The sequence below is a fragment of the Bradyrhizobium sp. USDA 3256 genome, from assembly GCF_054058275.1.
The window spans coordinates 4,735,228-4,753,723 of record NZ_JBSSAE010000002.1 but is presented as its reverse complement, the minus strand read 5'-3'; the positions used below and the strand labels follow the sequence as shown (position 1 = coordinate 4,753,723).

The window sequence follows — 18,496 nt, the reverse complement described above, 5'->3', positions numbered from 1 at the left end:
GGAACCCGCGCCTGGTCCGAATAGACTTTGCGTGAACCCTATCTAGTCTGTTTCGGGTTCCGGCCAAGTGGCCGGCTCAAGAAAGATCACGTTTTCGCAATCAACTCGTGAGCGGTGTCAGACCGGCTCGTGTTTGCGCAGGTCGCGGGCGTGATCCAGCGTATTGGCTTGCAGGTTCGCGCCGGTCACGGGGAACTCAGGCAAGGCGGCCTCGGCCAGCAGGTCGTCCGTGACATCCTCGACCGAACGCTCGGCAATCTCGTGAATGAAGCTGATGTTCGTATATTCGCCCGAGGCGATTCGTGAGACGACGTCGCGTCGTGTCATTTCGGGATCGACGATCGCCTCGCGGCCACGGCGACCATAGTCGATCATCACGACGAAATACTGCATTGCCTGATCGTTCGATGTTCTGACTGTCACCCATTATTTCCGATAATCGGAAGTATGTCAAGGTGAATTGTCGAAAACCGAAATTCAGGCATGCATGGCCGGACCGATTCATCCCGAAGGCGTCCGAATCGGTCCGGCCGGTCCCTGGAGCGGCGCGGTTACTTCTCGGACGATCGCCCGCCCTGCGTCCGGGCGGATTTGCGACCCTTCGCCGCCGATTTGCCGCGCAGCCTGTCGATCTGGCCGCGGGGCAGGGTGACGCAGATTTCGCCGATCCATTCGAGCTTTACGCCGTTGATCGGCTTGGCGTTAAAGCTCTTGAGGTTGACGGTGCCGGACGAACTGCCGCGTTCGATCGTCTTCAGATACCGCTCGCCGCTCTTCAGCCGGACCGCAGCTTCCTCTCCGTAGAAGCTCGACAGCGGATAGCGCTGCTCGCGATACACCACGATGACGTCGCCGTTCTCGTATTTCGGCAGCATCGAATCGCCCGAGACCTCGAAAGCGACGGTCTCCTCCGTCATCGGGAACGGAAGCTCGATTTCGCCGAGACCCTCCGGCGGGACCTGCTCGAGCTCCGGCTGGATCGAGGCGCCGGCGCCGACCCGGCCCACGATCGGCACCGAATTCAGCTCCAAATACTCCATGATCGGGGCAATCTCGGATGCCTTGATCAACCTTATTCCGGACAGGATTTCGGAGACCGCCCCGGCCCGAACCCCCATCGCGCGGGCAAGCCCGCCTTTGCTCTTCCCAGTCTTTTCCAGTGCTCGTTCGATCAGCGCCGCGTCCAGCATGTTTCATCCTTTCCCAAACCCGGACACATTATATCCGTTACGATTATCAGAAACAAGCTTGACTTTTTCTTCGGAATATCGGAAGGTATGCGAGGCGCCGGCGGAATGACAGAAATGGGAATTTGGAATGGAAATGATGAACTGGCTGCCGGAGCATTCGGCAGCCCTGCAGGATCTCCGCGCCCGCGGCTTGTCCTATTCGGAAATCGCTGACACGATCAACGCTACCTTCAATACGGCCTATACGCGCAACGCGGCGCTCAGCCGAGCGCAGCGCATGGGGTTGGCGGGCCTCGAAAGGCTCGAGCCGTCCCTGCCGGAGCTCCCAAGGATCGGGCGGCTGCGTGAAGGGCGCGCCGAACTGACGCGGGATCTGCTTCGCGAGCCAAAGATCTTCACTGAAGCGATCCTGAAGCCACGGCGAGGCCGGTATTGAGCGTCGCCTGGCTTCAAGCCATCGGCGCCGATTGAGGCAGTTCATCACCTGACCGACGGACATCAACCGCGATCGCGCGGAAGCCTCCGCGCGCCCATCATCAGAAATCTTAGAGGTTACTATTGCCGCGAGCCAAGCGCCGGAAGCCGTACGATCCCGCCGGAGCGCGCGAAGCGGTCAATGCGTGACGCGCATGGTTGGGTGGTTCGTAAAAAAGCTGTGACTGCACTAATAGCTGTGACTGCACTAATAGAGGCGGAAAGCGAGCGGGGCTACGGCTTAGGGTCGATATGTCAGGTAAACTGCCTCTCACGTGATTAGCATCCTCAACCACGCTGACGAGGCTGCTGCGCTTTGCTATTGTTTTTGCGCAGAGAGAAGCGCGGGAGCAGCCTTATGGTGCACGCTCTCATTGTACACAAGGACCGGCTGCCTCAGCCGCAAAAGATGCATCAAGCGGCACAATATGTCCGCATGTCCACCGACTACCAGAAATACTCTATCGAAAATCAGGCGGTGGTTATCGCGGCCTACGCCGAGCTTCATAAACTCACGATCGTGCGCACCTATCGCGATGAGGGCGAAAGCGGCCTGAAGATCGAGAATCGAACTGGCTTAACCGAACTGATTGACGATGTTCAGTCCGGTCGAATTGAGTTTGGTCATTTGCTGGTATTTGACGTCAGTCGATGGGGGCGCTTTCAGGACGTTGATGAGAGCGCGCATTACGAGTTCATATGTCGAAAGGCCGGCCTCAAGGTTGCCTATTGCGCCGAGCAATTCGACAATGACGGCAGTCTCCTTTCGAGCATTGTTAAGAATATCAAGAGGGTCATGGCGGCGGAGTTCAGCCGGGAGCTCTCAGCCAAGGTACTTGCAGGAGCTTTGCGTCTGGCAAGTCGCGGATTCAAGATGGGTGCCCCGGCACCTTATGGTCTAGAGAGACGGCTCGTCGACGATAAATGTAGGCCGAAAGGAGTTCTGAAGAGCGGCGAGCGGAAGTCTCTTACCACAGACCGCGTAACACTCGGGCCAGGCTCGCGAGATCAAGTCGACGTCGTGAAGTGGGTCTTCGAAGAATATCTACGATGCAAGTCGCAGGCGGAAATCGCGCGTGAGCTTAACCGACGAGGCGTCCTTACGAACCGAGGATACCGATGGCAGCAAAGTGCGATAAGTACACTTCTTCATAACGAAGCGTATATCGGCAACTCCATCTACAATCGTGACACTGCGAAACTAGGAGCGAAGCGAACGCACAATCCGAGAGAGCTCTGGATCACACGTAAGGGCGCGATCGAGCCAATCATCAAGCGTGATGCATTTCTGCGCGCAAAGAAGACAATGGAGGAGCGTTGCGTCCGTATTTCCGAGAAGGAGATGCTCGTGCGCCTTCGTAAGGTCCTGATGAAGAACGGCAAGCTCAACGCCTCGATTATTGATGCAAGCCCCGGTTTACCTTCGCTCACCACGTATCTAGTTCACTTTGGCACGCTTCGAAATCTCTATCGACTGATCGGCTACACGGGCAACCAAGACCGCTTCGAGAAGCTTGACGCGCACAGAAAGTGGGTCAATTTCCACCTCGACAATGCCAGCCGTCTTCGCGAAGCCTTTGAGGGTGCGGGTAGGCGCGCCACACTTGATCTGTCGACCGAATGTTTGCGGGTAGATAACGCCGTGAATATCTGCTTCCGATTGGCCAAATGGCGCAAGTATGGGGGCCAGCCGCTGCGCTGGGCGATGGTTCGTCACGTGGCATTGCAGAGGGGATGGGTCGTCGCGCTAAGGATGGGTGAGAACAACGAGGCGGTCCTGGATTATCTATTATTGCCGTCGGCGTCGCTTTCATTCAAGAGCCATGTATTCTCGTTTTCCGAGGACACACGCGCGGCCTACAAAATCGAGCGCTTTCAGACTTTCGAGGCGCTGTCTCGATCGCTAGTAGAGCGCGTCTGAGCGAGCTAAACAAAAGCAGACAAAAAAAGAGCTGGAGCGGCTAGGTACCGCTCGACTGAGCAACGTTGTGCGCACTACACTCACCACGATGATGACCAAGAGCAGCGGCCGCGCTTACGAGACCACTGCTCTGGGATGTACGCTCGCAAGCCCCCGACTCTTTTGCCAAGATAGTCCGAAGGTCCATTGTGATCGACGTCAGTAACAATGCGCGGATTGTCTTGGTCGCCCCAGCCCTGCTGCCAAGAAAAACCATTCAGCGTCGGAGGACCGAGAGCCAGCTAAGTATCTGAATATGAAAGGCTGATATCTGAACTCGGAAACGAGCTTCCAGACCTTTGCTGTAGGTGGAGCAGCGGCTTAGGGTCGGCGGAGAAATGCCATTAATCTCAACGGCTAACTCGCCGCTCGGTAGCCTTTTTGCGAACAAGAGCCGATCAATTAGAACGCAAATTTTTAGGGATGGCGGCAAGAAGTCCCGCAAAAAGTCCCGGACTGTGGGTCGAGCGTTCGCATAGCATTCCCGCTCAAAACGATTGATCAGATCAAAGAGCAGGATTTGGCAATAGCTTCAGCACTCCGACTGCGATGAAGCCAACCGTCCAGATCGTCGAGAGCCTTCAGGTCCGGGCGACGAGCGTGGCAGCCCGTTTGCTGGGGCGCAGTCCTGCCAAGCGGTGGCATTGGGTGCATCTTCACCCAACCTCGTTAAAATCTTACCTCATGCGCTGATTGTATCAAGCTGGAGGGGCCCTGTGCGGCGACGACTTTTGTGCTTTTTCAACCTACGGACCGGCGTTGCCGATCTCTGCACGCGATGGTAGCCTGCAGCCATTTCAGAGGGGGTGACCCATGCTTTTTCGATTTTTATGCCTGTCCGCTGGTTTGGTTTTGATGGCCCACTCGGTTTCCGCTCAAGATGATCGCCTGAGGGAGATCAATATCAGCCCTGAGGATACTATCAAGTTGCAGCCCGGAGAAACGCGGGTTTTTGAGTTTGAGCAGCCCGTGAAACAGATACTTACTCCAGGCGGCGAGAACACGGTGGTCATGTCGCCGCAAACTGATCGAACATTCAGCATCCGTGGCGGAGAACCGGGGCAGACAGTTGTGACGGCCTTGGCCTCTGACGGTCGCGTGATCCGGCGCGTGCGGATTGTGGTCGGCGGACATCTCGTCAGGATCTATGGTGCCGATCAGGATAGCGCCTTTGTCCCACTGATCTGTGACGAATTCCGCTGTGATCCGCTTCCTTCGAAAGACCCGATACCGAAATCCGTAACGGTGCGAACGCCGATGCGGGGTGGGGGCTTCGTCGAAAAGACCTATTAACCCATCACGCGGCTCATGGCCGGGCGCGGTTCGGCAAGGCGGCGCTTCTGCTTGCTCAAAAGCGGCTGGGCAGGTTCGAGCGGGGTTTTGGTGCGTCGAGGCTTTTTATTGGCTGCTTCTAGTCGTCGTCGTGATGGCAGATGAGGCGACGTGGCTGCGCGGAGCCGTTTTCCGACTGCAGATATGCCGGGTGCCGTTTCTGCTGAAAGACGCGTTCGGCGAGATCGCCGTCGCAGGTCCGAACTTTTTTTACATAGTCGCAATATTCGTCGGGACCCGGCGGTGCCAGGCCCGGCTTTTGATCGGGACAAGGTCGCTCGTCGAGCATGTAGGCCCCCTCAGCACGGGCGGCTTGTGGTGAGATCGATGCAACGGCGAGCAAAACGGCGTAGAGTAATCGCTTCATAGGAAAACACCTCCTCTGAAATGCGCGAAAGGCTACCACTGCAACCGTAGGGCGTCCACGGGCAAACGGAGGCAATTAGTCGGTCATCGACCACAGGATGCAGGCGCATTGCCGCGAGCAAGTGGCGGGCTTTCCTGTTTCAGGACACAGAGTCGTGTTCGATCAGCTTTCTTGCGCGCAGCGAATACTGGTCGTTGACGATACGAAGCATTGAAGCACCACAGGGGCGCGTGGCATGACATGAGATTGCAGTTGCCGCTCTGCTTTATACCTCAATCGCCCGAGGTTGGGGGCGGGAAGCGAACCGAGGGTTGTTTACTGAGCCTGCAGTCGCCCTCGGCCTCCCAGATTGCACGCCCTTAAATATCAACCCCTAGGAAAAAAGTCAGCGCTGGTCGGACGGCGACACCCCATTTGGTGTAAGAGTACAGGACCCCGCTTTCACGCGCTTCCGATATTAAAAAAGGCCCGCAATTGCGCGAGTTGATCGATGATGAACAACTCTGCCACTTTTGGACTGGCATCAATCGGCCTCCAATGGAGTCGGTGCGCATCATGGTGACGCGAACGCCATTCCCTCGAATTGAAATAGTCGGGCGGCCATTTCTCATCAGGATGGACGGAGAACATCATGTTCGAGCTGAGATAATTTGATAAGCCCCTTGCGTTCTCTCGTTTAGCATTCATGAGCGCCCCGGCAACGCTATGCACGTCAGCGACTAGTAGGCTTTTGTTTTCCGACTTGAATTCCAAAGCAGGGATGGCCTCGATGCTGAAGCTTGAACCTTCCTCACGGAAGAGTTCGGCCTGTCCCATCAGTGTCTCTGGCGACATGGCAGTCATGTCGTGGTTTATCTTCATGTGATTTCCCCAGTACACACGATGTTCAAAAAATTGAAAGCAGCAGCGAGGTAAAATAGCTTTCGGCGTCTCAACCGCTACCTGCCATTCGGGCCAATCTTTCCGTGAGACGCGTTTCAAAGTGATCCTCATACATAGGGGTAGTTACCGCATTGGCGGCCACGGCTCGCAAGAGAGCCCATCTCCGTCGCGATCGTTGCGCTTCCAGGAGCCGGGCTCCCCACGTCTTGCGGGTGCCAAGCCGACCAAGCGGGCAAAGTCACAGTTGGGAGCGGACGCAATATGTCTGAGCGTTGCCGTGATCGGCCAAGAACTTGAAGCAAGGAGCCAAACAGCCGGATAGGCAATTAAAATGGTAACGATTGCGATCAATGCTCTGATAACACACCGCAGCTTAGTAGCGCGCTCATGGCGCGCCGACATCGCCCGGAAACGATGCTGCAAGTCACGCAGTCGTTGTTCGGGACCTGAGCCGGGCCGGATCGGATTGGGACTAGAAAAGTGCGGCATTCCCGAGCACGCTCATCCGGCTCGCAAAAATCGACGGCGGCGGTAGCGGAACGGATCGCCCGGTCCGCCACTACCCCGACGCTCAACCCATAGTTCGCGGACTAATTCTCGACAAACTGGGTTGACCCGCTGCTGATACCCACTTCCTCCAAACGGGCGTTCGGCAATTTCCGCCTCGGTGAGGTCGGGCCGCGCAACGATTAGATCGAACACTCGCTGCTTCACTGTCATCGTCACCCCCCGGAAACGAAGTCCTCAAGGAGGTTACCATCATTAGTTCGCGTCCCAAAGGCCAGTTCGACACGCCTTAGTCCACCGTACCACGCTCGCGGCGTTTGAGTTCGGCCAACACAGCCGCCATGACCTCGGGCTCATCAAGAAAGCCCTGCAACTCGCCGACCAGAGACCGGACGAAATCCGTCGCATCGTCGCATCGCAGGCCGTCCGAGGCGACTTCGCGGGCGCGCACGGCCAAGGTCGAAGCTACGGCCTCCGAATCGAGCGCCGCCAGCATGGCCGCCAGATCGCGCAGCAGGGGCTCAGGAGCGGCCTTTGCCGTGACGGCCAGTTCGATCAGGTGAGCCGAGCCAGACACATCGGTGGGGCGCTCTGCGAAGCCGGCGAAATAGCGTTCAAGAATGGTCGAGTGATGGTGTCGGTCTGCATGGTCTGTAGTCTTTTCAGGTTGCCGCGCAGGAAGCCGGCACGGCAGCAATTCACGCATGACGGTGCCTTGCCTCACACTGAATCCTTTTTTGGTGCGGTCGGGCTTGGGCCCGGCCAGGCTGTGTCGAAGATGGTCGACAGCGGCGCAGACTCTCATGTAACTTCCGTCGCGTCGACGACCCGACCGCATTCGAGGCCTCTCGCGCGGGAAGGGTCTGGTACGTCCACGCAAGGGAGTTCGCCGCGGCTACGCACCTGTCTACATCTTCTCTGCATCACGAACACCACGAGCAACGTGGATCGATGCCGACGCGGAGCCCAATCAAAATAACCCACGGGAGAACCGACCGATGAATCACACTGGAAACTGCTTTTGTGGCGCCGTCGAACTCAAGGTCAGCGGGGAGCCTGAGGCAATGGGCTATTGCCACTGCCGTTCATGCCGTTCTTGGTCCGGTGGTCCGGTGAATGCGTTCAGCCTCTGGAAGCCCGAGGCGGTCGAGGTCACCAAGGGCGCCGACCACATCGCGACATTCGAGAAGACCGCGATGAGCCAGCGCAAATATTGCACAAAGTGCGGCGGTCACCTGATGACCAACCACCCGACGCTCGGGCTCGTCGACGTGTTCACCGCAACGATCCCGACGCTGAAATTCAGCCCAGGGGTTCACGTCAACTATTCCGAGGCAGTGCTGCAGATACGCGACGGCCTGCCGAAGTTGAAGGATTTTCCGGCTGAGTTCGGCGGCTCCGGCCAAATGATCGCCGAATAGCTCGAAGGTTCCCCATCACGAAAGCGGGTGGCGGCGGCGTGCCTCCACCCGCCTGCGTATGGGCTTCGCGCCCCACAGTTCGGTATCCGGCAGGCTTGCTTCGTATGCGAGGCGTCCGACCATGTCAGCGGCCGCCGGGTCGTCTTTGGCCATTGACAGCCATGTCGGACGAAGGTCCCGCCCTGCAAAATCCGGGTTTGGTTTTGCTGACGAGCTTCCGCTAAAAGGCGAGCAGTGCCGGTCTTGGCAGGGACCGTCGTATTTCGCCTGACAAGATAACAGAGGAAGCGCCAGATCATGACCAGACCAGAATTGCCGGGGCGCGCGCCGCGCGGGGAGGGAGTTCCGACGGCGCTCGACGGCCTGCTGGTTGTCGACTTCACCCGCGTCGTGGCCGGCCCGGCCTGCACGCAAACGCTGGCCGACTTCGGGGCCGAAGTCATCAAGATCGAGAATCCGGACGGCGGTGATGACACGCGCGCCTATGAGCACGCTGAAATCGGCGGGGAGAGCGCGGCGTATCTGAGCCTCAACCGCAACAAGCGTGGCATTGCGCTCGATTTCAACAATCCGGCGGCGCTCGAGGTCGCGCGCGCGTTGATTGCCAAGGCCGACGTCGTGGTGGAGAATTTCTCCGGCGGCGTGATGAAGAAATTCGGTCTCGATTATGCGTCGGTGGCGCCGACCAACCCGCGGCTGATTTATTGCTCGATCTCCGCCTACGGCCGCAAAGGCGATTTCGCGCTGCGCCCGGGCTTCGACCCCATCACGCAGGCTGAAAGTGGCTTCATGTCGCTCAACGGCTTTCCGGATGGCGAGCCGGTGCGCACCGGGCCGCCAATCGTCGACATGGCGACGGGCATGTCGGCCTGCAACGCCATTCTGCTGGCGCTGATTGCGCGCGATCGGCTCGGTCGCGGTCAGCAGGTCGAGGTCGCATTGATCGACACCGCGGTGTCAATGACCGGCTTCTACGGCATGGCCTATCTCATCAATGGCAACAATCCAGGCCGTTTCGGCAACTCTCCGAACGGTTCGCCGACCGTCGGCGTCTACCGGGCCTCAGATGGTCCGCTCTACATGGCCTGCGCCAATGACCGGCTGTATCGCCGGCTCGTCACCGACGTGCTGGAACGCCCGGATCTCGTCACCGATCCCGAGTTTGCTCACCGCAAGGCGCGCACGGCCAACAAGGAGAAGCTGCGCGCGATCATTGCCAGCGTGTTTGCGGGCGACACGCTCGAAAACTGGATGGCGAAGATGAAGAAGGCGAACATTCCGGTCGGCTATCTGCGGACGGTCGAGGAGGGGTTCAACGCGCCCGAGGTGCGCGACCGGCATCGCCTGAGCAGGATTGCGCATCCAACCGCCGGCTCGGTTCCGAACATCGAGTCGCCGGTCAATATGAGCCTGACGCCGTCCGTTGATCCTGTTGCGGCTCCGCTGCTCGGTCAGCATACCAAGGACGTGTTGAGCAGGACGCTTGGCTACGACGACCGGCGCATCGCCGCGCTGTCCGAGGCCGGCGCGTTCGGCAAGGCAGGCAACGCCGGTTAGGGCCTTTTACGTTCCAATGGAATCGGAACGGGGGCTCTGGCTTCCAGTTTGACGCGTTTCCTTGACGCGAACCGGTATCCGCTTCGCTCGAAAACGCTCCAGCGTGCTCAACCTGCATAAAAGATCAACTATCCGCAAAACAACCTGACCGCAGGCGAGAGGAAAGCCGCTCGCCTGGCGAGATGTCTTTCAGGCGTCACGGGCCCCGGCGCGTCGCCGGCGGCCTTGGAGCTGGTCCGTTTCGGGAACTCAGTTCGGCTTGCTGCGCAAGTTGTTCCTTGGCATACTTTCAACTTCCTCGGGCTCCGCCCGATCAATCTCGAGGCGTGCCATCCGGAGGATGAGGGTTGCCGTGGTCAGGCCGAGGCGTTCGGCCTCTTGTGCTGCGGTGTCGACCTTCTGGGCCAAGCCTTCACGTTTACCTGGGTATGCCATTCGTAATCCTCACTTAAGGTGCGAGATGAAAAATCCCACATACGTTGCGGAGCTGCAGAAGAAGCTCGGAGCTCCATCGAGCGAAACACTGGAAAGCCTGCGACTGTTGAAGGCTTTCCTTCGACTTGCGCCCGACCAGCGTTCCGAGGTCATCGAGCTGGTCGAACGTTTGGCGGTTGAGCCGCCGCGCGATCCCTCACTGTCCTGAGGTGCTCGCAAATCTTCCTGTGCGTCAGTTGTTCATTAGCTTGGCGGGCTGTTGCGTCGCGATCACGTAGATCGCGCCGCCCTCGAGCGCTTCGGACTGATGCAGGGTGCCGGCTGGCAGCAGGATGGTATCGCCGGCGCCGACCACCCGCTCGCCGCCATCCCAGATGAAGTTCAGCCGGCCGCTGATGATCATCAGGATCTCGTCGACTGGATGGGTATGAAACTGATGCACCTTGCCGGCCGCATCATGCTGCAGCTCGACCGAGCCCTGGGCCGGGAGCAGGTTCAGGATCTCCGGGTCGATGGCAAATTCAGTCTTCGCGCCTGCGATGATCTGGGTCATGCTGCCTGTTCCTTGTTCGCGATCGGTGGTGTCTTGTTCTGCGCGAGCTTGGCGAAGGGGCAGCCCGAGCTCGCGTTGTTGTCGTCGTGCAGGAAGTACTGCAGATACTCGCGGCCGTCGGTTGCGCCGTAGCGGCCAAGAAGCGGAGAGGGGCTCGCGCTGTCGTACGGGATCAGGCGCTTGCGCACCTCCGCGAACGCGGCGTTCGCAGCCTTCTCAGTCCCGAGGATCTTCTCGAACACCCAGCGCGGCTGGAACGTGAGCATGAAGGCGCTGGACCGGCGGCTCTGCCGCATCACATGCGCGGGCGTCGTGCAGACCACGAAGATCGGCTCGCCCGCAAATGAGAACTCCCACATCGGGTGGTCAATCTGTTCCGGAATCTCTGTTGGCCACGGGTTCTTGTCCAACCGCGCGAGCTGATCGAGCGTCAGCCACATCTTGCGATAATAGGCATCGAGCGTCTGCACCGGGCGAGGCCGCGTGAACACGATCAACGACGTATTGGGACCGAATGAGCGCGCCTGCGAGACATATTGCCCGAGTTGCTCGCCCAGCACTGCTACATCATACGGATCGAGGAAAAGGTAGCGGAGCTGATCCTGGCGATGTCCGGTCACGCCGAACACGCAAGGGAACGGCCTTGCCTCGCTGCTCATCTGCGCTTCAAACTCGGAGAACATCACGCTCTGCCAGCTGCTGACCGGAAAGTTTGACGCGACTTCGCCTTTTCTCAAGAACAAGCGCTCCATAACACCCCCTACACTCATAACGACACTAACGAGCTATCAACTTCCTTCTCATCAACAGCGGCCCGGCAATGCCCGGCAGCGACATGAGAAGCAGAATGACAATCAAGGCGCTGTAGCCGCCGTCGCCGATCGCGGCCGTGTTGTGTACGGCGTCGGTCCCCGCGGCGTTGCTGGCGGCGAGCATCGCGAAGCCGATGATGGGCTGCGAGATGCCGGCGAAAATTCCGGCGGCCGTGGTGTTCACGGATGCGCCCACACCGATCAGATCGGCGGTGTAGAGCTTCTTGACGCATTTCAGCACCAGCGGGACGGTGCCGCCGGCGACGAGCCCCAAGGCAGTGAACACGACGGTGACGTAGGCGAGACCAAACGTCTGGGCAATCGGTGGCAGCAGCATCGCGATCAGCAGCATGCGCAGCACGCAAATGCCGATCAGCGCGCGATCGAGCGCCGCCGCGGCGCGATCGGCGGCGTGACCCAGGAAGATCGAGCCGAGCGCATTGCCGATCATGAAGGCGAGCAGGGGCGTGCCGGCCGCCGTCGGGGAGATATGGAAGAAGTGCGCGACCATCGGAATGCCCCAGACGCCCGACAGCGTCGTCACGACCGCGAAGTGCGACGCAAACGTCATTGCGCAGCCCCAGTTCGCGACATGGGCCAGCGATCGCCGCGCGGCGATCACCACGCCCTTCAGCGTCTTGTTGCTGTGCGAGGCCGGATCGGGCTTGAGCGCAAGCTTGGCGAAAGCGAGGTTGGCGAGGCCAATGCAGGCGATGAACAGGAAGCAGGCCCGCCAGCCGAAGCCTGAGACTGCAGCTGCAAGCGGCGTGGTCGCGATCACGCCCCCGACATAGCCGGAGACCTGCGAGATGCCCGACATCATGCCGAACCGCTCATCCGCGAAGCTCTGTGCCACGAGCTTCAGGAGTGCGGTGAAGACCAGCGCATCGCCGCAGGCGACGATCAGGCGTGCAACAAAAACGTCGAGCAGGTTCGGTGCCAGCGCGAACGCGGCGCTGCCGAGCGAGGAGGCGATCATGCTGACGAGGACGACGCGCTTGACGCCGTAACGGTCGACCAGAAGGCCTGCCGGAATCTGCATCAAGGTGTAGCCCCAGAAGTAGCTTGAAGCGAGCATCGCAACGCCGGCCGCGTCGGTGTTGAAGTCGTGCATGAAACTGAGGCTGACCGACTGCGGCGATACGCGCTGCAGGAAGGCGATGGCGTAGGCGATGGCCACCGCCGTCCACGCGAGATAGGCGCGATCGGTGAAGCGCGACGTCGGGGCATAAACAGCTTGTTGTCCGAGCATCGACATCACACCCTCGCGTAACCCACCGAGAAAAGGGCATCCGCAGAATTCGGAATCTTCCGCGACATCGCGGCATCGACCAGCGACGCGGCGCCATGATAGGCCTGCCGATGGTGCTTAATGTGGCCGTAAGCGCCACGCATGATCATGTCGGGCAGTTCGAGCGGCTTGCCCGGATAGAGCGAGGTGCACATCTCGATACAGGCCGCCTGCAGGGCGAGATCCTGCGTATCGTCGAGCAGAGATGGAGTCACTTTTTCGCAAATCTTAGCGTTCGCTGCCCAGACGATCGGGTTGCGGGTTCGCCAGCCGTAGAGCACGTTGCCCTCAGCTCTCGCGGCGGCGCCGGAGCATTTCAGGACTTCCGATGTGAAGAAGCCGTAGAAGCCGCGGCCCTGGTGTGCCGGGAGCACTTCAGTGCCGCTGCGATAGATTCCAAGTCCGGCCGACATCTCCAGGATGCGGTAGACGGAGAAGGCAATGAGGCCGGACCGATCATAGACGAGGATCAGGCTATACTTCTTGTCGAAGGGCGAGGAGGTTGCTGTCCAGTGCGGCTCGGTGGCCTGCCAGTTGACGGCAATAATGCCATTCATGGCGTCCATCAGCGGCTGACGGTCGCAGGCTTCGACCCGGGAGGCATCGGGTAGACTGTAGATCGCGTAATCCGTCCAAGGCGATTTGATCGCCTCGTATCCGCTGCCCAGATTTCGCGACATGGCAGAACTCCAGAATTCCAATGCGAGCTATACAGGGCAGCGTCGAATGGCTTAAAGGACAATATGCCCTCGAAAACTGCCAAAGCGCCCCGGCCTGAGCCGCGCGACAAGAAAGCAACGCGGCGGATCGCGATCGTTGCCTTTCCCGGTGTGACCTTGCTCGACATCTCGGGACCGGCGCAGGTGTTTGCAGAACTGGAAGCGATCGAACTGCCGGGACCGGACTACTCGCTGTCCTACCTGTCGACCTCCGGCGGGTTGGTGCCGACCGATGTCGGCATGATGATCGACACGGCGCCGATCGACAGTATTGCGCCCGCCGAGGTCGACACGCTGGTGATCCCTGGCGGACCCGGCATCTGGAAGATCCGCAACGACGCGAAGTTGATGAACTGGATCGCGGAGGCGCTGCCGAAGGCGCGCCGTATCGCGTCGGTTTGCCTTGGCGCATTTGCGTTGGCCTGGACCGGGATTCTGGACGGCAAGCGGGCAGCAACGCACTGGCGTTATTGTCCCCGTCTGCAGGATAGCTTTCCCAATATCCGGGTTGAGCCCAACGCGATCTTCGTCAAGGACGGACGGGTCTGGTCATCGGCCGGGGTCAGCGCCGGCATCGATCTGGCGCTCGCCATGATCGAGGAGGATTTCGGCCACACCATCGCGCTCGATGTTGCGCGGAGACTTGTGGTGTTTCTGAAGCGACCGGGCGGTCAGAGCCAGTTCTCGACCGTCCTTGCCGCCCAGGCATCGGACGTCGAGGGACGCTTCAGCGCGCTGCACGCCTGGATCATCGAGAACATCACGAGCGACCTCAAGGTCGAGACCCTCGCGGAAAAGGCGGGGATGACGCCACGCACCTTTGCGCGGACCTATGTCAGCCGCACCGGCATGACACCCGCAAGCGGCGTCGAGGCGCTGCGCGTGGAGACGGCGCGCTTGCTGCTCGAAAGCCGCCAGATCGGCGGCGTGGTCGAGGTCGCCAAGCGCGCGGGATTTGGCGATGACGAGCGAATGCGGCGGGCGTTCCTGCGCCACCTCGGCGTATCGCCGACCGAGTACCGAAACCGGTTTTCGGGCAGCTAGCTCGCCTCGGGCGAGGCGGACCGCTTCGCGTCGAAAGCCGATCTATCTCACGAGCGAATAGCTGGCCTTCGCTGGCAGGATTCGTGGCTCAAGGTGGTAGCTTTTCCGGTTTGTCTGCGGCTAATGTGCCGGCCAAATCGGGAGAAGAAACACCATGAATGACGGGACCCCCACTCGACAGGCGCGCAATGTCGAACTCGGCGCCAGCGGCGAGGAATTCCAGAACCTGCACGAATTCGCGCGAAAGGCCCGCGCCAAGCTGAATCAGAACGCCTGGGACTACATCGTCGGCGCTTCGGAGACCGAGACCACGATGCGCCGCAACAGAATGGCGCTCGACGAGATCGCGTTCCGGCCGCGCGTCCTGCGCAACGTCATCAACGTCGATCCTTCCACCGAGGTATTCGGACGCAAGCTCCGGCTTCCCGTGATGATCGCCCCGGTCGGCGCGCTCGAGATCTTCGATCCGGATGCGGGCGCGGCCGTCGCGCGCGGAGCGGGGACGTTCGGCGCGGCGCACATGCTGAGTTCGGTGTCCGAGCCTGGTCTGGAGAACACCGCCAAGGCGGCACCGGATGCGCTTCGCATCTTCCAGCTCTATGTGCGTGGCGACGATGCCTTTGTAGAGGATGTGGTCAGCCGCAGCATCGACAACGGTTACGCCGCGTTCTGCTTCACCGTCGACACCGCCCATTACAGCCGGCGCGAACGCGACATAGCCAAGCGCTATGTTCGCGAGAGCCGCATCCGCGCCACCGGCGGCGATTTCCAGAAGGGTCTGGAATGGCGGACGGTGAAGTTGATCAAGGACAAGTTCAAGATTCCACTTATCCTCAAGGGGATCGCCACCGCCGAAGACGCCAAGATCGCCCTCGACCACGGGGTAGACTGGATTTACGTCTCAAATCATGGCGGCCGACAGCTCGACCATGGCCGTGGGTCCATGCATGTCCTGCCCGAGATCGTTCAGGCGGTCGCCGGCCGTGCCAAGATCATGGTCGACGGCTCGTTCTGCCGCGGCACCGACATTGTGAAGGCTATCATTTCGGGCGCTGATCTTGTCGGCATCGGCCGGCTGCAGTGCTGGGCGCTCGCCGCAGCCGGCGAGGCCGGCGTTGTCCGGATGCTTGAACTGCTGGAGGACGAGGTGATCCGCTGCCTCGGTCTGCTCGGCGTCACCAGCTTTGCCGAACTGGACAAATCCTACCTGCATCCCGCTATGCCGACCAATCTGCCGAGCGTGTTCAGCGCATTCCCGCTTCTCGATATCGATCCCTACCGGTACTGAGCCGCTGCGAGCGATGCATGAAGCGTCGGTGCGGTCGAGGCATTGTGCGCCTCGATCGCGCCAGCGGCCATCTATCTGTGGCGTCCATGAAGCCGCCGCGGCAACGACAAAGTCTGATCCAAATGCCGCACTAGTGGAGGCGGATGGCAGATAATCCATTCGCGGAATTTTCACTCGAGCGCGCGATCGGCTTGCGCTGGATCTTGCGGGATATCCAGGCCGGCAGGCTCAAATTGTCACCGGTCAGCGACGAGGATCTGCGCATCCTCGCTGAGGTCGGTCTGGTCGAACTGCATGACGACGAGCCCAGGCTGACGGAGGCGGGGGCCGCCGTGCTGAGCGATTGAACAGGCGCGCAGCCTACCGCGCGTTCAGGAAGCTTTCACCGGAATTGCAAGGCGTGCACTGATAGGTCAGCACGTCGTAGACTTGGTCGCGCGGCTCGATCAAGGCAAGCCGCATTTGCGTGCCGCACTTCATGCACGGCATCTCTATGCTGGTCTTGAACCGGGTGCAGGTCGGTGTCGGACGAACGGCGCGCAGCATCGGATCCCCTTATTCTCCAGAGACGCGAACGCGACCGACGAAGAAGCCGAATCACTATGCCACAGTGCTGACACGATTGGAATCGGCTGTCGGTCGCAGCTAGGTAATTTTTCCTCGATTGGCCGGAACCGGTGAGGTCCTACTTAGCTCGCGATCCGGCGCTGACGCCGTCACAATCTATGCTAACGTCGCCGGACGCTTATTTCAGGGGGCGCGATCATGATTGAGCCGAAGCTTGAAGTTCCCGCCGAGTTGCGCGATCTCGCGGAAAAGACCATCGACCAGGCCGAACAGGCCTTCAGCCTGTTCTTTGATGCCGCGAGCAAGTCGATGACGTCGATGCCGGGCGCCGGTACCGAGATCTCCAAACAAGCGCTGTCGTTCACCGAGCAGAACATGAAGGCGGCGTTCGAGCATGCGCGCAAGCTCGTGCACGCAACGGATCTGCAGGAGGCGATGCGGATCCAGTCGGAATTCCTGCGCAGCCAGTTCACCAATGCCGGCGAACACATGCGGCAGATCAGCGGTAGCGTGATGTCGGCGACCAAGGACGCGACCAAGGGCAAGTTCTAGGACGGCGTTCGCGGCCCCATCAACGCTTTAGCGCCGGCGCGCGACGGCGACGCCGAGCAGAAACGCGACGAACAGGCTTGCGAGCGGCGCTTCGCGCGTGACCGCACTCACGGTGGCCAGGGCTCCGCCCGGTCGGCGCGAGGTCGCGATGGCATAGCTGAGGCGATCGGCGGCGGCTCGAAGTCCATCCGACGCCTCCGTGATCGTACGCGAGACGTCCGTCGCGGTGTCGATCGCTCGTTCACCGAGTGTGGGTTGAAGCGGGAACTCAGGGGTTTCGGAGCTCATGTGTCGTGCCGCGATTTTACTTGAAGGCCAGGTGACAGACGCCTTTGCTCTCCGCACGTCCTGAACGGCGGTGGCGGCCACATATCCGAGAAATTCCGCAGCGGCGGATTGGTTCCACCGACATGCCTCGCTTTCACATCGGGGAACCGGAAACTTACGCGCGCGTCGCGGCTTGTTTCCGTGGAGGAGGCGATGATGACAATGCAGGCGCATGGCATTGCGGATGGCGGTTCGGTCAAGCATCGAAATCGGCATGGTGGCACGCCGCTGTTGGTCGCGGCCATGGTTGCGATCCTCGGCGTGCTCGGCATGCTGATCGTGGATCACGGTCCGTGGAACAAGCCGAACGTGCAGCCGGCCGCTTCGGCCAACTACTCAACGACCGGCGAGGCGGCGCGCGCTGCCGGCGCAAAGGTCATACCGACCGAGCCCAAGGCACCGATCGAGCCTGATCCACCCGGCCCAAAGCCCGCTCATCCGGCAAATCCGGGCACGCCGCGATAGATGCGGGCGTTCGTGGGATCACATCCCCCACGCAGGGCGGAGGAATTTGACTCGTCGGGCAAATCAGCGGCACAAAATCATCGTCGGAAATATCGCGGGATGATCAGCGAACGCTGACCAGCATGCCCCACGCTGCTGCAAATCCCGCACCGACGAGAACCAGCACCGGGCTGTCGCAGAAGATGCCGCCATACTGGCACATGGTGGCACCGAGAGAGCCGATCTGATGGTGGCCCGCGGCGTAGAACAGGCCGGACAGGACCGCGAGCACGGCAGCAACGAAATACATCGACGCTTCCTCCTTGCAATCAAATGCGGCGCGGGTCAGTTCGACCGACGCAAGCCAGAAACTGTATTGATGTCGATCCAAATATTGTGAGCTGTCCGCTTGACGCGTCGGGCAACTCAACGGCACACTGACATCATCGCAGCAAGCATAGGCGCTTGGCGCCGGCCTGCGTTGCGATTCCGGATCAATGCCCAAACTTTCGCTCAAGGCGGTTTCTCACCGTCGAAGCCGACGCATCGCATTTTAGCGATCGCATTCAGCCCGAAAAAAGGGTTTGACACGTCGGGCAACTCAGGGGCTTTATCCGAAAATCAGAAATTGTTGAGCCCGCGCGGAGCAATCCGCGGTGGGCTTTTTCTTTGCCGTTTTTCGGGCGGCGACCGCCCGTCACGACGCCACATCCTCCCAGCCCGTCGCCTGAGCGTCGCAAGCGCGCCGCCGTCCGAACCCGTTGAAGCGATCAC

At 60.3% G+C, this 18,496-nt stretch carries 25 protein-coding genes; 11 read left to right on the top strand and 14 right to left on the bottom strand.

Translation table 11 applies throughout. From position 1 onward, the window contains the following. Nucleotides 1-117 precede the first annotated feature (117 nt). On the bottom strand, nucleotides 118-393 hold the full coding sequence (locus ACVWY5_RS24345) for a hypothetical protein (RefSeq protein WP_028336893.1): 276 nt from the start codon (nucleotides 391-393) through the stop codon (nucleotides 118-120). A gap of 158 nt (nucleotides 394-551) precedes the next feature. Next, a complete protein-coding gene (locus ACVWY5_RS24340) occupies nucleotides 552-1,190 on the bottom strand; it encodes a LexA family transcriptional regulator (RefSeq protein ID WP_028336892.1) in 639 nt (212 codons plus the stop codon). 127 nt (nucleotides 1,191-1,317) lie between these two features. Here ACVWY5_RS24340 and ACVWY5_RS24335 point away from each other — a divergent pair, with 127 nt between their 5' ends. From ACVWY5_RS24335 to ACVWY5_RS24325, 3 genes are all read left to right on the top strand, one after another. Beyond that, the gene (locus tag ACVWY5_RS24335) at nucleotides 1,318-1,626 is read left to right on the top strand and encodes a GcrA family cell cycle regulator (protein WP_051376302.1); all 309 of its coding nucleotides are present in this window, start codon (nucleotides 1,318-1,320) and stop codon (nucleotides 1,624-1,626) included. A 396-nt stretch (nucleotides 1,627-2,022) separates the two neighbouring features. Further along, complete coding sequence (locus ACVWY5_RS24330; RefSeq protein ID WP_028336891.1) at nucleotides 2,023-3,585, top strand: recombinase family protein; 1,563 nt, start codon at nucleotides 2,023-2,025, stop codon at nucleotides 3,583-3,585. 852 nt (nucleotides 3,586-4,437) lie between these two features. Next, the gene (locus ACVWY5_RS24325) at nucleotides 4,438-4,917 is read left to right on the top strand and encodes a pilus assembly protein N-terminal domain-containing protein (RefSeq protein WP_028336890.1); all 480 of its coding nucleotides are present in this window, start codon (nucleotides 4,438-4,440) and stop codon (nucleotides 4,915-4,917) included. A gap of 118 nt (nucleotides 4,918-5,035) precedes the next feature. Here the strand turns inward: ACVWY5_RS24325 and ACVWY5_RS24320 are convergent, their stop codons facing one another. The 4 genes from ACVWY5_RS24320 to ACVWY5_RS24305 form a co-directional block, all read right to left on the bottom strand. After that, nucleotides 5,036-5,323 carry a hypothetical protein gene (locus ACVWY5_RS24320; protein ID WP_321176846.1) on the bottom strand — a complete coding sequence of 96 codons (288 nt, stop codon included), beginning with the start codon at nucleotides 5,321-5,323 and terminating at the stop codon, nucleotides 5,036-5,038. Nucleotides 5,324-5,764: 441 nt separating this feature from the next. Next, the gene (locus ACVWY5_RS24315; RefSeq protein ID WP_028336888.1) at nucleotides 5,765-6,184 is read right to left on the bottom strand and encodes a hypothetical protein; all 420 of its coding nucleotides are present in this window, start codon (nucleotides 6,182-6,184) and stop codon (nucleotides 5,765-5,767) included. A 144-nt stretch (nucleotides 6,185-6,328) separates the two neighbouring features. Next, nucleotides 6,329-6,607, bottom strand: a complete 279-nt coding sequence (locus tag ACVWY5_RS24310) for an excalibur calcium-binding domain-containing protein (protein ID WP_321176876.1) — start codon at nucleotides 6,605-6,607, stop codon at nucleotides 6,329-6,331. Nucleotides 6,608-7,001: 394 nt separating this feature from the next. Beyond that, nucleotides 7,002-7,517: a hypothetical protein gene (locus tag ACVWY5_RS24305; RefSeq protein WP_028352147.1), complete on the bottom strand. Its 516-nt coding sequence runs from the start codon at nucleotides 7,515-7,517 to the stop codon at nucleotides 7,002-7,004. 193 nt (nucleotides 7,518-7,710) lie between these two features. Here ACVWY5_RS24305 and ACVWY5_RS24300 point away from each other — a divergent pair, with 193 nt between their 5' ends. Continuing rightward, nucleotides 7,711-8,133: a GFA family protein gene (locus ACVWY5_RS24300; protein ID WP_028336886.1), complete on the top strand. Its 423-nt coding sequence runs from the start codon at nucleotides 7,711-7,713 to the stop codon at nucleotides 8,131-8,133. A 294-nt stretch (nucleotides 8,134-8,427) separates the two neighbouring features. Then, entirely contained in the window at nucleotides 8,428-9,690 is a 1,263-nt protein-coding gene (locus tag ACVWY5_RS24295) for a CaiB/BaiF CoA transferase family protein (protein WP_028336885.1), read from the top strand. Nucleotides 9,691-9,939: 249 nt separating this feature from the next. Here ACVWY5_RS24295 and ACVWY5_RS24290 read toward each other — a convergent pair whose 3' ends face one another. Further along, nucleotides 9,940-10,098 carry a hypothetical protein gene (locus ACVWY5_RS24290; protein ID WP_225645895.1) on the bottom strand — a complete coding sequence of 53 codons (159 nt, stop codon included), beginning with the start codon at nucleotides 10,096-10,098 and terminating at the stop codon, nucleotides 9,940-9,942. Nucleotides 10,099-10,150: 52 nt separating this feature from the next. On the opposite strand from ACVWY5_RS24290, the gene ACVWY5_RS24285 reads away from it, so the two are divergent. Further along, nucleotides 10,151-10,333 (top strand): hypothetical protein, encoded by a 183-nt coding sequence (locus ACVWY5_RS24285; protein ID WP_016847357.1) that lies wholly within the window; start codon nucleotides 10,151-10,153, stop codon nucleotides 10,331-10,333. Between the two features lie 24 nt (nucleotides 10,334-10,357). Here ACVWY5_RS24285 and ACVWY5_RS24280 read toward each other — a convergent pair whose 3' ends face one another. The 4 genes from ACVWY5_RS24280 to ACVWY5_RS24265 are packed head-to-tail and all read right to left on the bottom strand — an operon-like array spanning nucleotide 10,358 to nucleotide 13,461. After that, on the bottom strand, nucleotides 10,358-10,678 hold the full coding sequence (locus ACVWY5_RS24280) for a cupin domain-containing protein (protein WP_028336884.1): 321 nt from the start codon (nucleotides 10,676-10,678) through the stop codon (nucleotides 10,358-10,360). Beyond that, a complete protein-coding gene (locus ACVWY5_RS24275; protein WP_321176845.1) occupies nucleotides 10,675-11,415 on the bottom strand; it encodes a YqcI/YcgG family protein in 741 nt (246 codons plus the stop codon). The genes ACVWY5_RS24280 and ACVWY5_RS24275 overlap by 4 nt, the downstream gene beginning before the upstream one ends. A gap of 40 nt (nucleotides 11,416-11,455) precedes the next feature. Further along, the gene (locus tag ACVWY5_RS24270) at nucleotides 11,456-12,748 is read right to left on the bottom strand and encodes an MFS transporter (RefSeq protein WP_028336882.1); all 1,293 of its coding nucleotides are present in this window, start codon (nucleotides 12,746-12,748) and stop codon (nucleotides 11,456-11,458) included. Beyond that, nucleotides 12,748-13,461, bottom strand: a complete 714-nt coding sequence (locus ACVWY5_RS24265; RefSeq protein WP_028336881.1) for a hypothetical protein — start codon at nucleotides 13,459-13,461, stop codon at nucleotides 12,748-12,750. The genes ACVWY5_RS24270 and ACVWY5_RS24265 overlap by 1 nt, the downstream gene beginning before the upstream one ends. A 63-nt stretch (nucleotides 13,462-13,524) precedes the next feature. On the opposite strand from ACVWY5_RS24265, the gene ACVWY5_RS24260 reads away from it, so the two are divergent. The 3 genes from ACVWY5_RS24260 (at nucleotide 13,525) to ACVWY5_RS24250 (ending at nucleotide 16,179) form a co-directional block, all read left to right on the top strand. Then, nucleotides 13,525-14,544 carry a GlxA family transcriptional regulator gene (locus ACVWY5_RS24260; protein ID WP_018272820.1) on the top strand — a complete coding sequence of 340 codons (1,020 nt, stop codon included), beginning with the start codon at nucleotides 13,525-13,527 and terminating at the stop codon, nucleotides 14,542-14,544. Between the two features lie 154 nt (nucleotides 14,545-14,698). Beyond that, nucleotides 14,699-15,832, top strand: a complete 1,134-nt coding sequence (locus ACVWY5_RS24255; RefSeq protein ID WP_028336880.1) for an alpha-hydroxy acid oxidase — start codon at nucleotides 14,699-14,701, stop codon at nucleotides 15,830-15,832. 143 nt (nucleotides 15,833-15,975) lie between these two features. Beyond that, entirely contained in the window at nucleotides 15,976-16,179 is a 204-nt protein-coding gene (locus ACVWY5_RS24250) for a hypothetical protein (RefSeq protein WP_028336879.1), read from the top strand. A 13-nt stretch (nucleotides 16,180-16,192) separates the two neighbouring features. Here the strand turns inward: ACVWY5_RS24250 and ACVWY5_RS24245 are convergent, their stop codons facing one another. Next, a complete protein-coding gene (locus tag ACVWY5_RS24245; protein ID WP_018272817.1) occupies nucleotides 16,193-16,378 on the bottom strand; it encodes a hypothetical protein in 186 nt (61 codons plus the stop codon). 219 nt (nucleotides 16,379-16,597) lie between these two features. Between ACVWY5_RS24245 and ACVWY5_RS24240 the strand changes: the two genes are divergently transcribed. After that, on the top strand, nucleotides 16,598-16,951 hold the full coding sequence (locus ACVWY5_RS24240) for a phasin (RefSeq protein WP_016847366.1): 354 nt from the start codon (nucleotides 16,598-16,600) through the stop codon (nucleotides 16,949-16,951). Nucleotides 16,952-16,978: 27 nt separating this feature from the next. On the opposite strand, the gene ACVWY5_RS24235 is transcribed toward ACVWY5_RS24240, so the two are convergent. Next, entirely contained in the window at nucleotides 16,979-17,239 is a 261-nt protein-coding gene (locus ACVWY5_RS24235; protein WP_028336878.1) for a hypothetical protein, read from the bottom strand. A 201-nt stretch (nucleotides 17,240-17,440) separates the two neighbouring features. Here ACVWY5_RS24235 and ACVWY5_RS24230 point away from each other — a divergent pair, with 201 nt between their 5' ends. After that, nucleotides 17,441-17,743 (top strand): hypothetical protein, encoded by a 303-nt coding sequence (locus tag ACVWY5_RS24230; RefSeq protein WP_051376303.1) that lies wholly within the window; start codon nucleotides 17,441-17,443, stop codon nucleotides 17,741-17,743. Between the two features lie 103 nt (nucleotides 17,744-17,846). Here the strand turns inward: ACVWY5_RS24230 and ACVWY5_RS24225 are convergent, their stop codons facing one another. Next, nucleotides 17,847-18,239: a hypothetical protein gene (locus tag ACVWY5_RS24225; protein ID WP_456671701.1), complete on the bottom strand. Its 393-nt coding sequence runs from the start codon at nucleotides 18,237-18,239 to the stop codon at nucleotides 17,847-17,849. Nucleotides 18,240-18,496: the final 257 nt, after the last annotated feature.

Coding starts and splice junctions, on each gene's coding strand:
- ACVWY5_RS24345 (WP_028336893.1), bottom strand. CDS start 393: ATGCAGTATTTCGTCGTGATGATCGACTATGGTCGCCGTGGCCGCGAG.
- ACVWY5_RS24340 (WP_028336892.1), bottom strand. CDS start 1,190: ATGCTGGACGCGGCGCTGATCGAACGAGCACTGGAAAAGACTGGGAAG.
- ACVWY5_RS24335 (WP_051376302.1), top strand. CDS start 1,318: ATGGAAATGATGAACTGGCTGCCGGAGCATTCGGCAGCCCTGCAGGAT.
- ACVWY5_RS24330 (WP_028336891.1), top strand. CDS start 2,023: ATGGTGCACGCTCTCATTGTACACAAGGACCGGCTGCCTCAGCCGCAA.
- ACVWY5_RS24325 (WP_028336890.1), top strand. CDS start 4,438: ATGCTTTTTCGATTTTTATGCCTGTCCGCTGGTTTGGTTTTGATGGCC.
- ACVWY5_RS24320 (WP_321176846.1), bottom strand. CDS start 5,323: ATGAAGCGATTACTCTACGCCGTTTTGCTCGCCGTTGCATCGATCTCA.
- ACVWY5_RS24315 (WP_028336888.1), bottom strand. CDS start 6,184: ATGAAGATAAACCACGACATGACTGCCATGTCGCCAGAGACACTGATG.
- ACVWY5_RS24310 (WP_321176876.1), bottom strand. CDS start 6,607: ATGTCGGCGCGCCATGAGCGCGCTACTAAGCTGCGGTGTGTTATCAGA.
- ACVWY5_RS24305 (WP_028352147.1), bottom strand. CDS start 7,517: ATGAGAGTCTGCGCCGCTGTCGACCATCTTCGACACAGCCTGGCCGGG.
- ACVWY5_RS24300 (WP_028336886.1), top strand. CDS start 7,711: ATGAATCACACTGGAAACTGCTTTTGTGGCGCCGTCGAACTCAAGGTC.
- ACVWY5_RS24285 (WP_016847357.1), top strand. CDS start 10,151: ATGAAAAATCCCACATACGTTGCGGAGCTGCAGAAGAAGCTCGGAGCT.
- ACVWY5_RS24280 (WP_028336884.1), bottom strand. CDS start 10,678: ATGACCCAGATCATCGCAGGCGCGAAGACTGAATTTGCCATCGACCCG.
- ACVWY5_RS24270 (WP_028336882.1), bottom strand. CDS start 12,748: ATGTCGATGCTCGGACAACAAGCTGTTTATGCCCCGACGTCGCGCTTC.
- ACVWY5_RS24265 (WP_028336881.1), bottom strand. CDS start 13,461: ATGTCGCGAAATCTGGGCAGCGGATACGAGGCGATCAAATCGCCTTGG.
- ACVWY5_RS24260 (WP_018272820.1), top strand. CDS start 13,525: ATGCCCTCGAAAACTGCCAAAGCGCCCCGGCCTGAGCCGCGCGACAAG.
- ACVWY5_RS24255 (WP_028336880.1), top strand. CDS start 14,699: ATGAATGACGGGACCCCCACTCGACAGGCGCGCAATGTCGAACTCGGC.
- ACVWY5_RS24250 (WP_028336879.1), top strand. CDS start 15,976: ATGGCAGATAATCCATTCGCGGAATTTTCACTCGAGCGCGCGATCGGC.
- ACVWY5_RS24245 (WP_018272817.1), bottom strand. CDS start 16,378: ATGCTGCGCGCCGTTCGTCCGACACCGACCTGCACCCGGTTCAAGACC.
- ACVWY5_RS24240 (WP_016847366.1), top strand. CDS start 16,598: ATGATTGAGCCGAAGCTTGAAGTTCCCGCCGAGTTGCGCGATCTCGCG.
- ACVWY5_RS24235 (WP_028336878.1), bottom strand. CDS start 17,239: ATGAGCTCCGAAACCCCTGAGTTCCCGCTTCAACCCACACTCGGTGAA.
- ACVWY5_RS24230 (WP_051376303.1), top strand. CDS start 17,441: ATGCAGGCGCATGGCATTGCGGATGGCGGTTCGGTCAAGCATCGAAAT.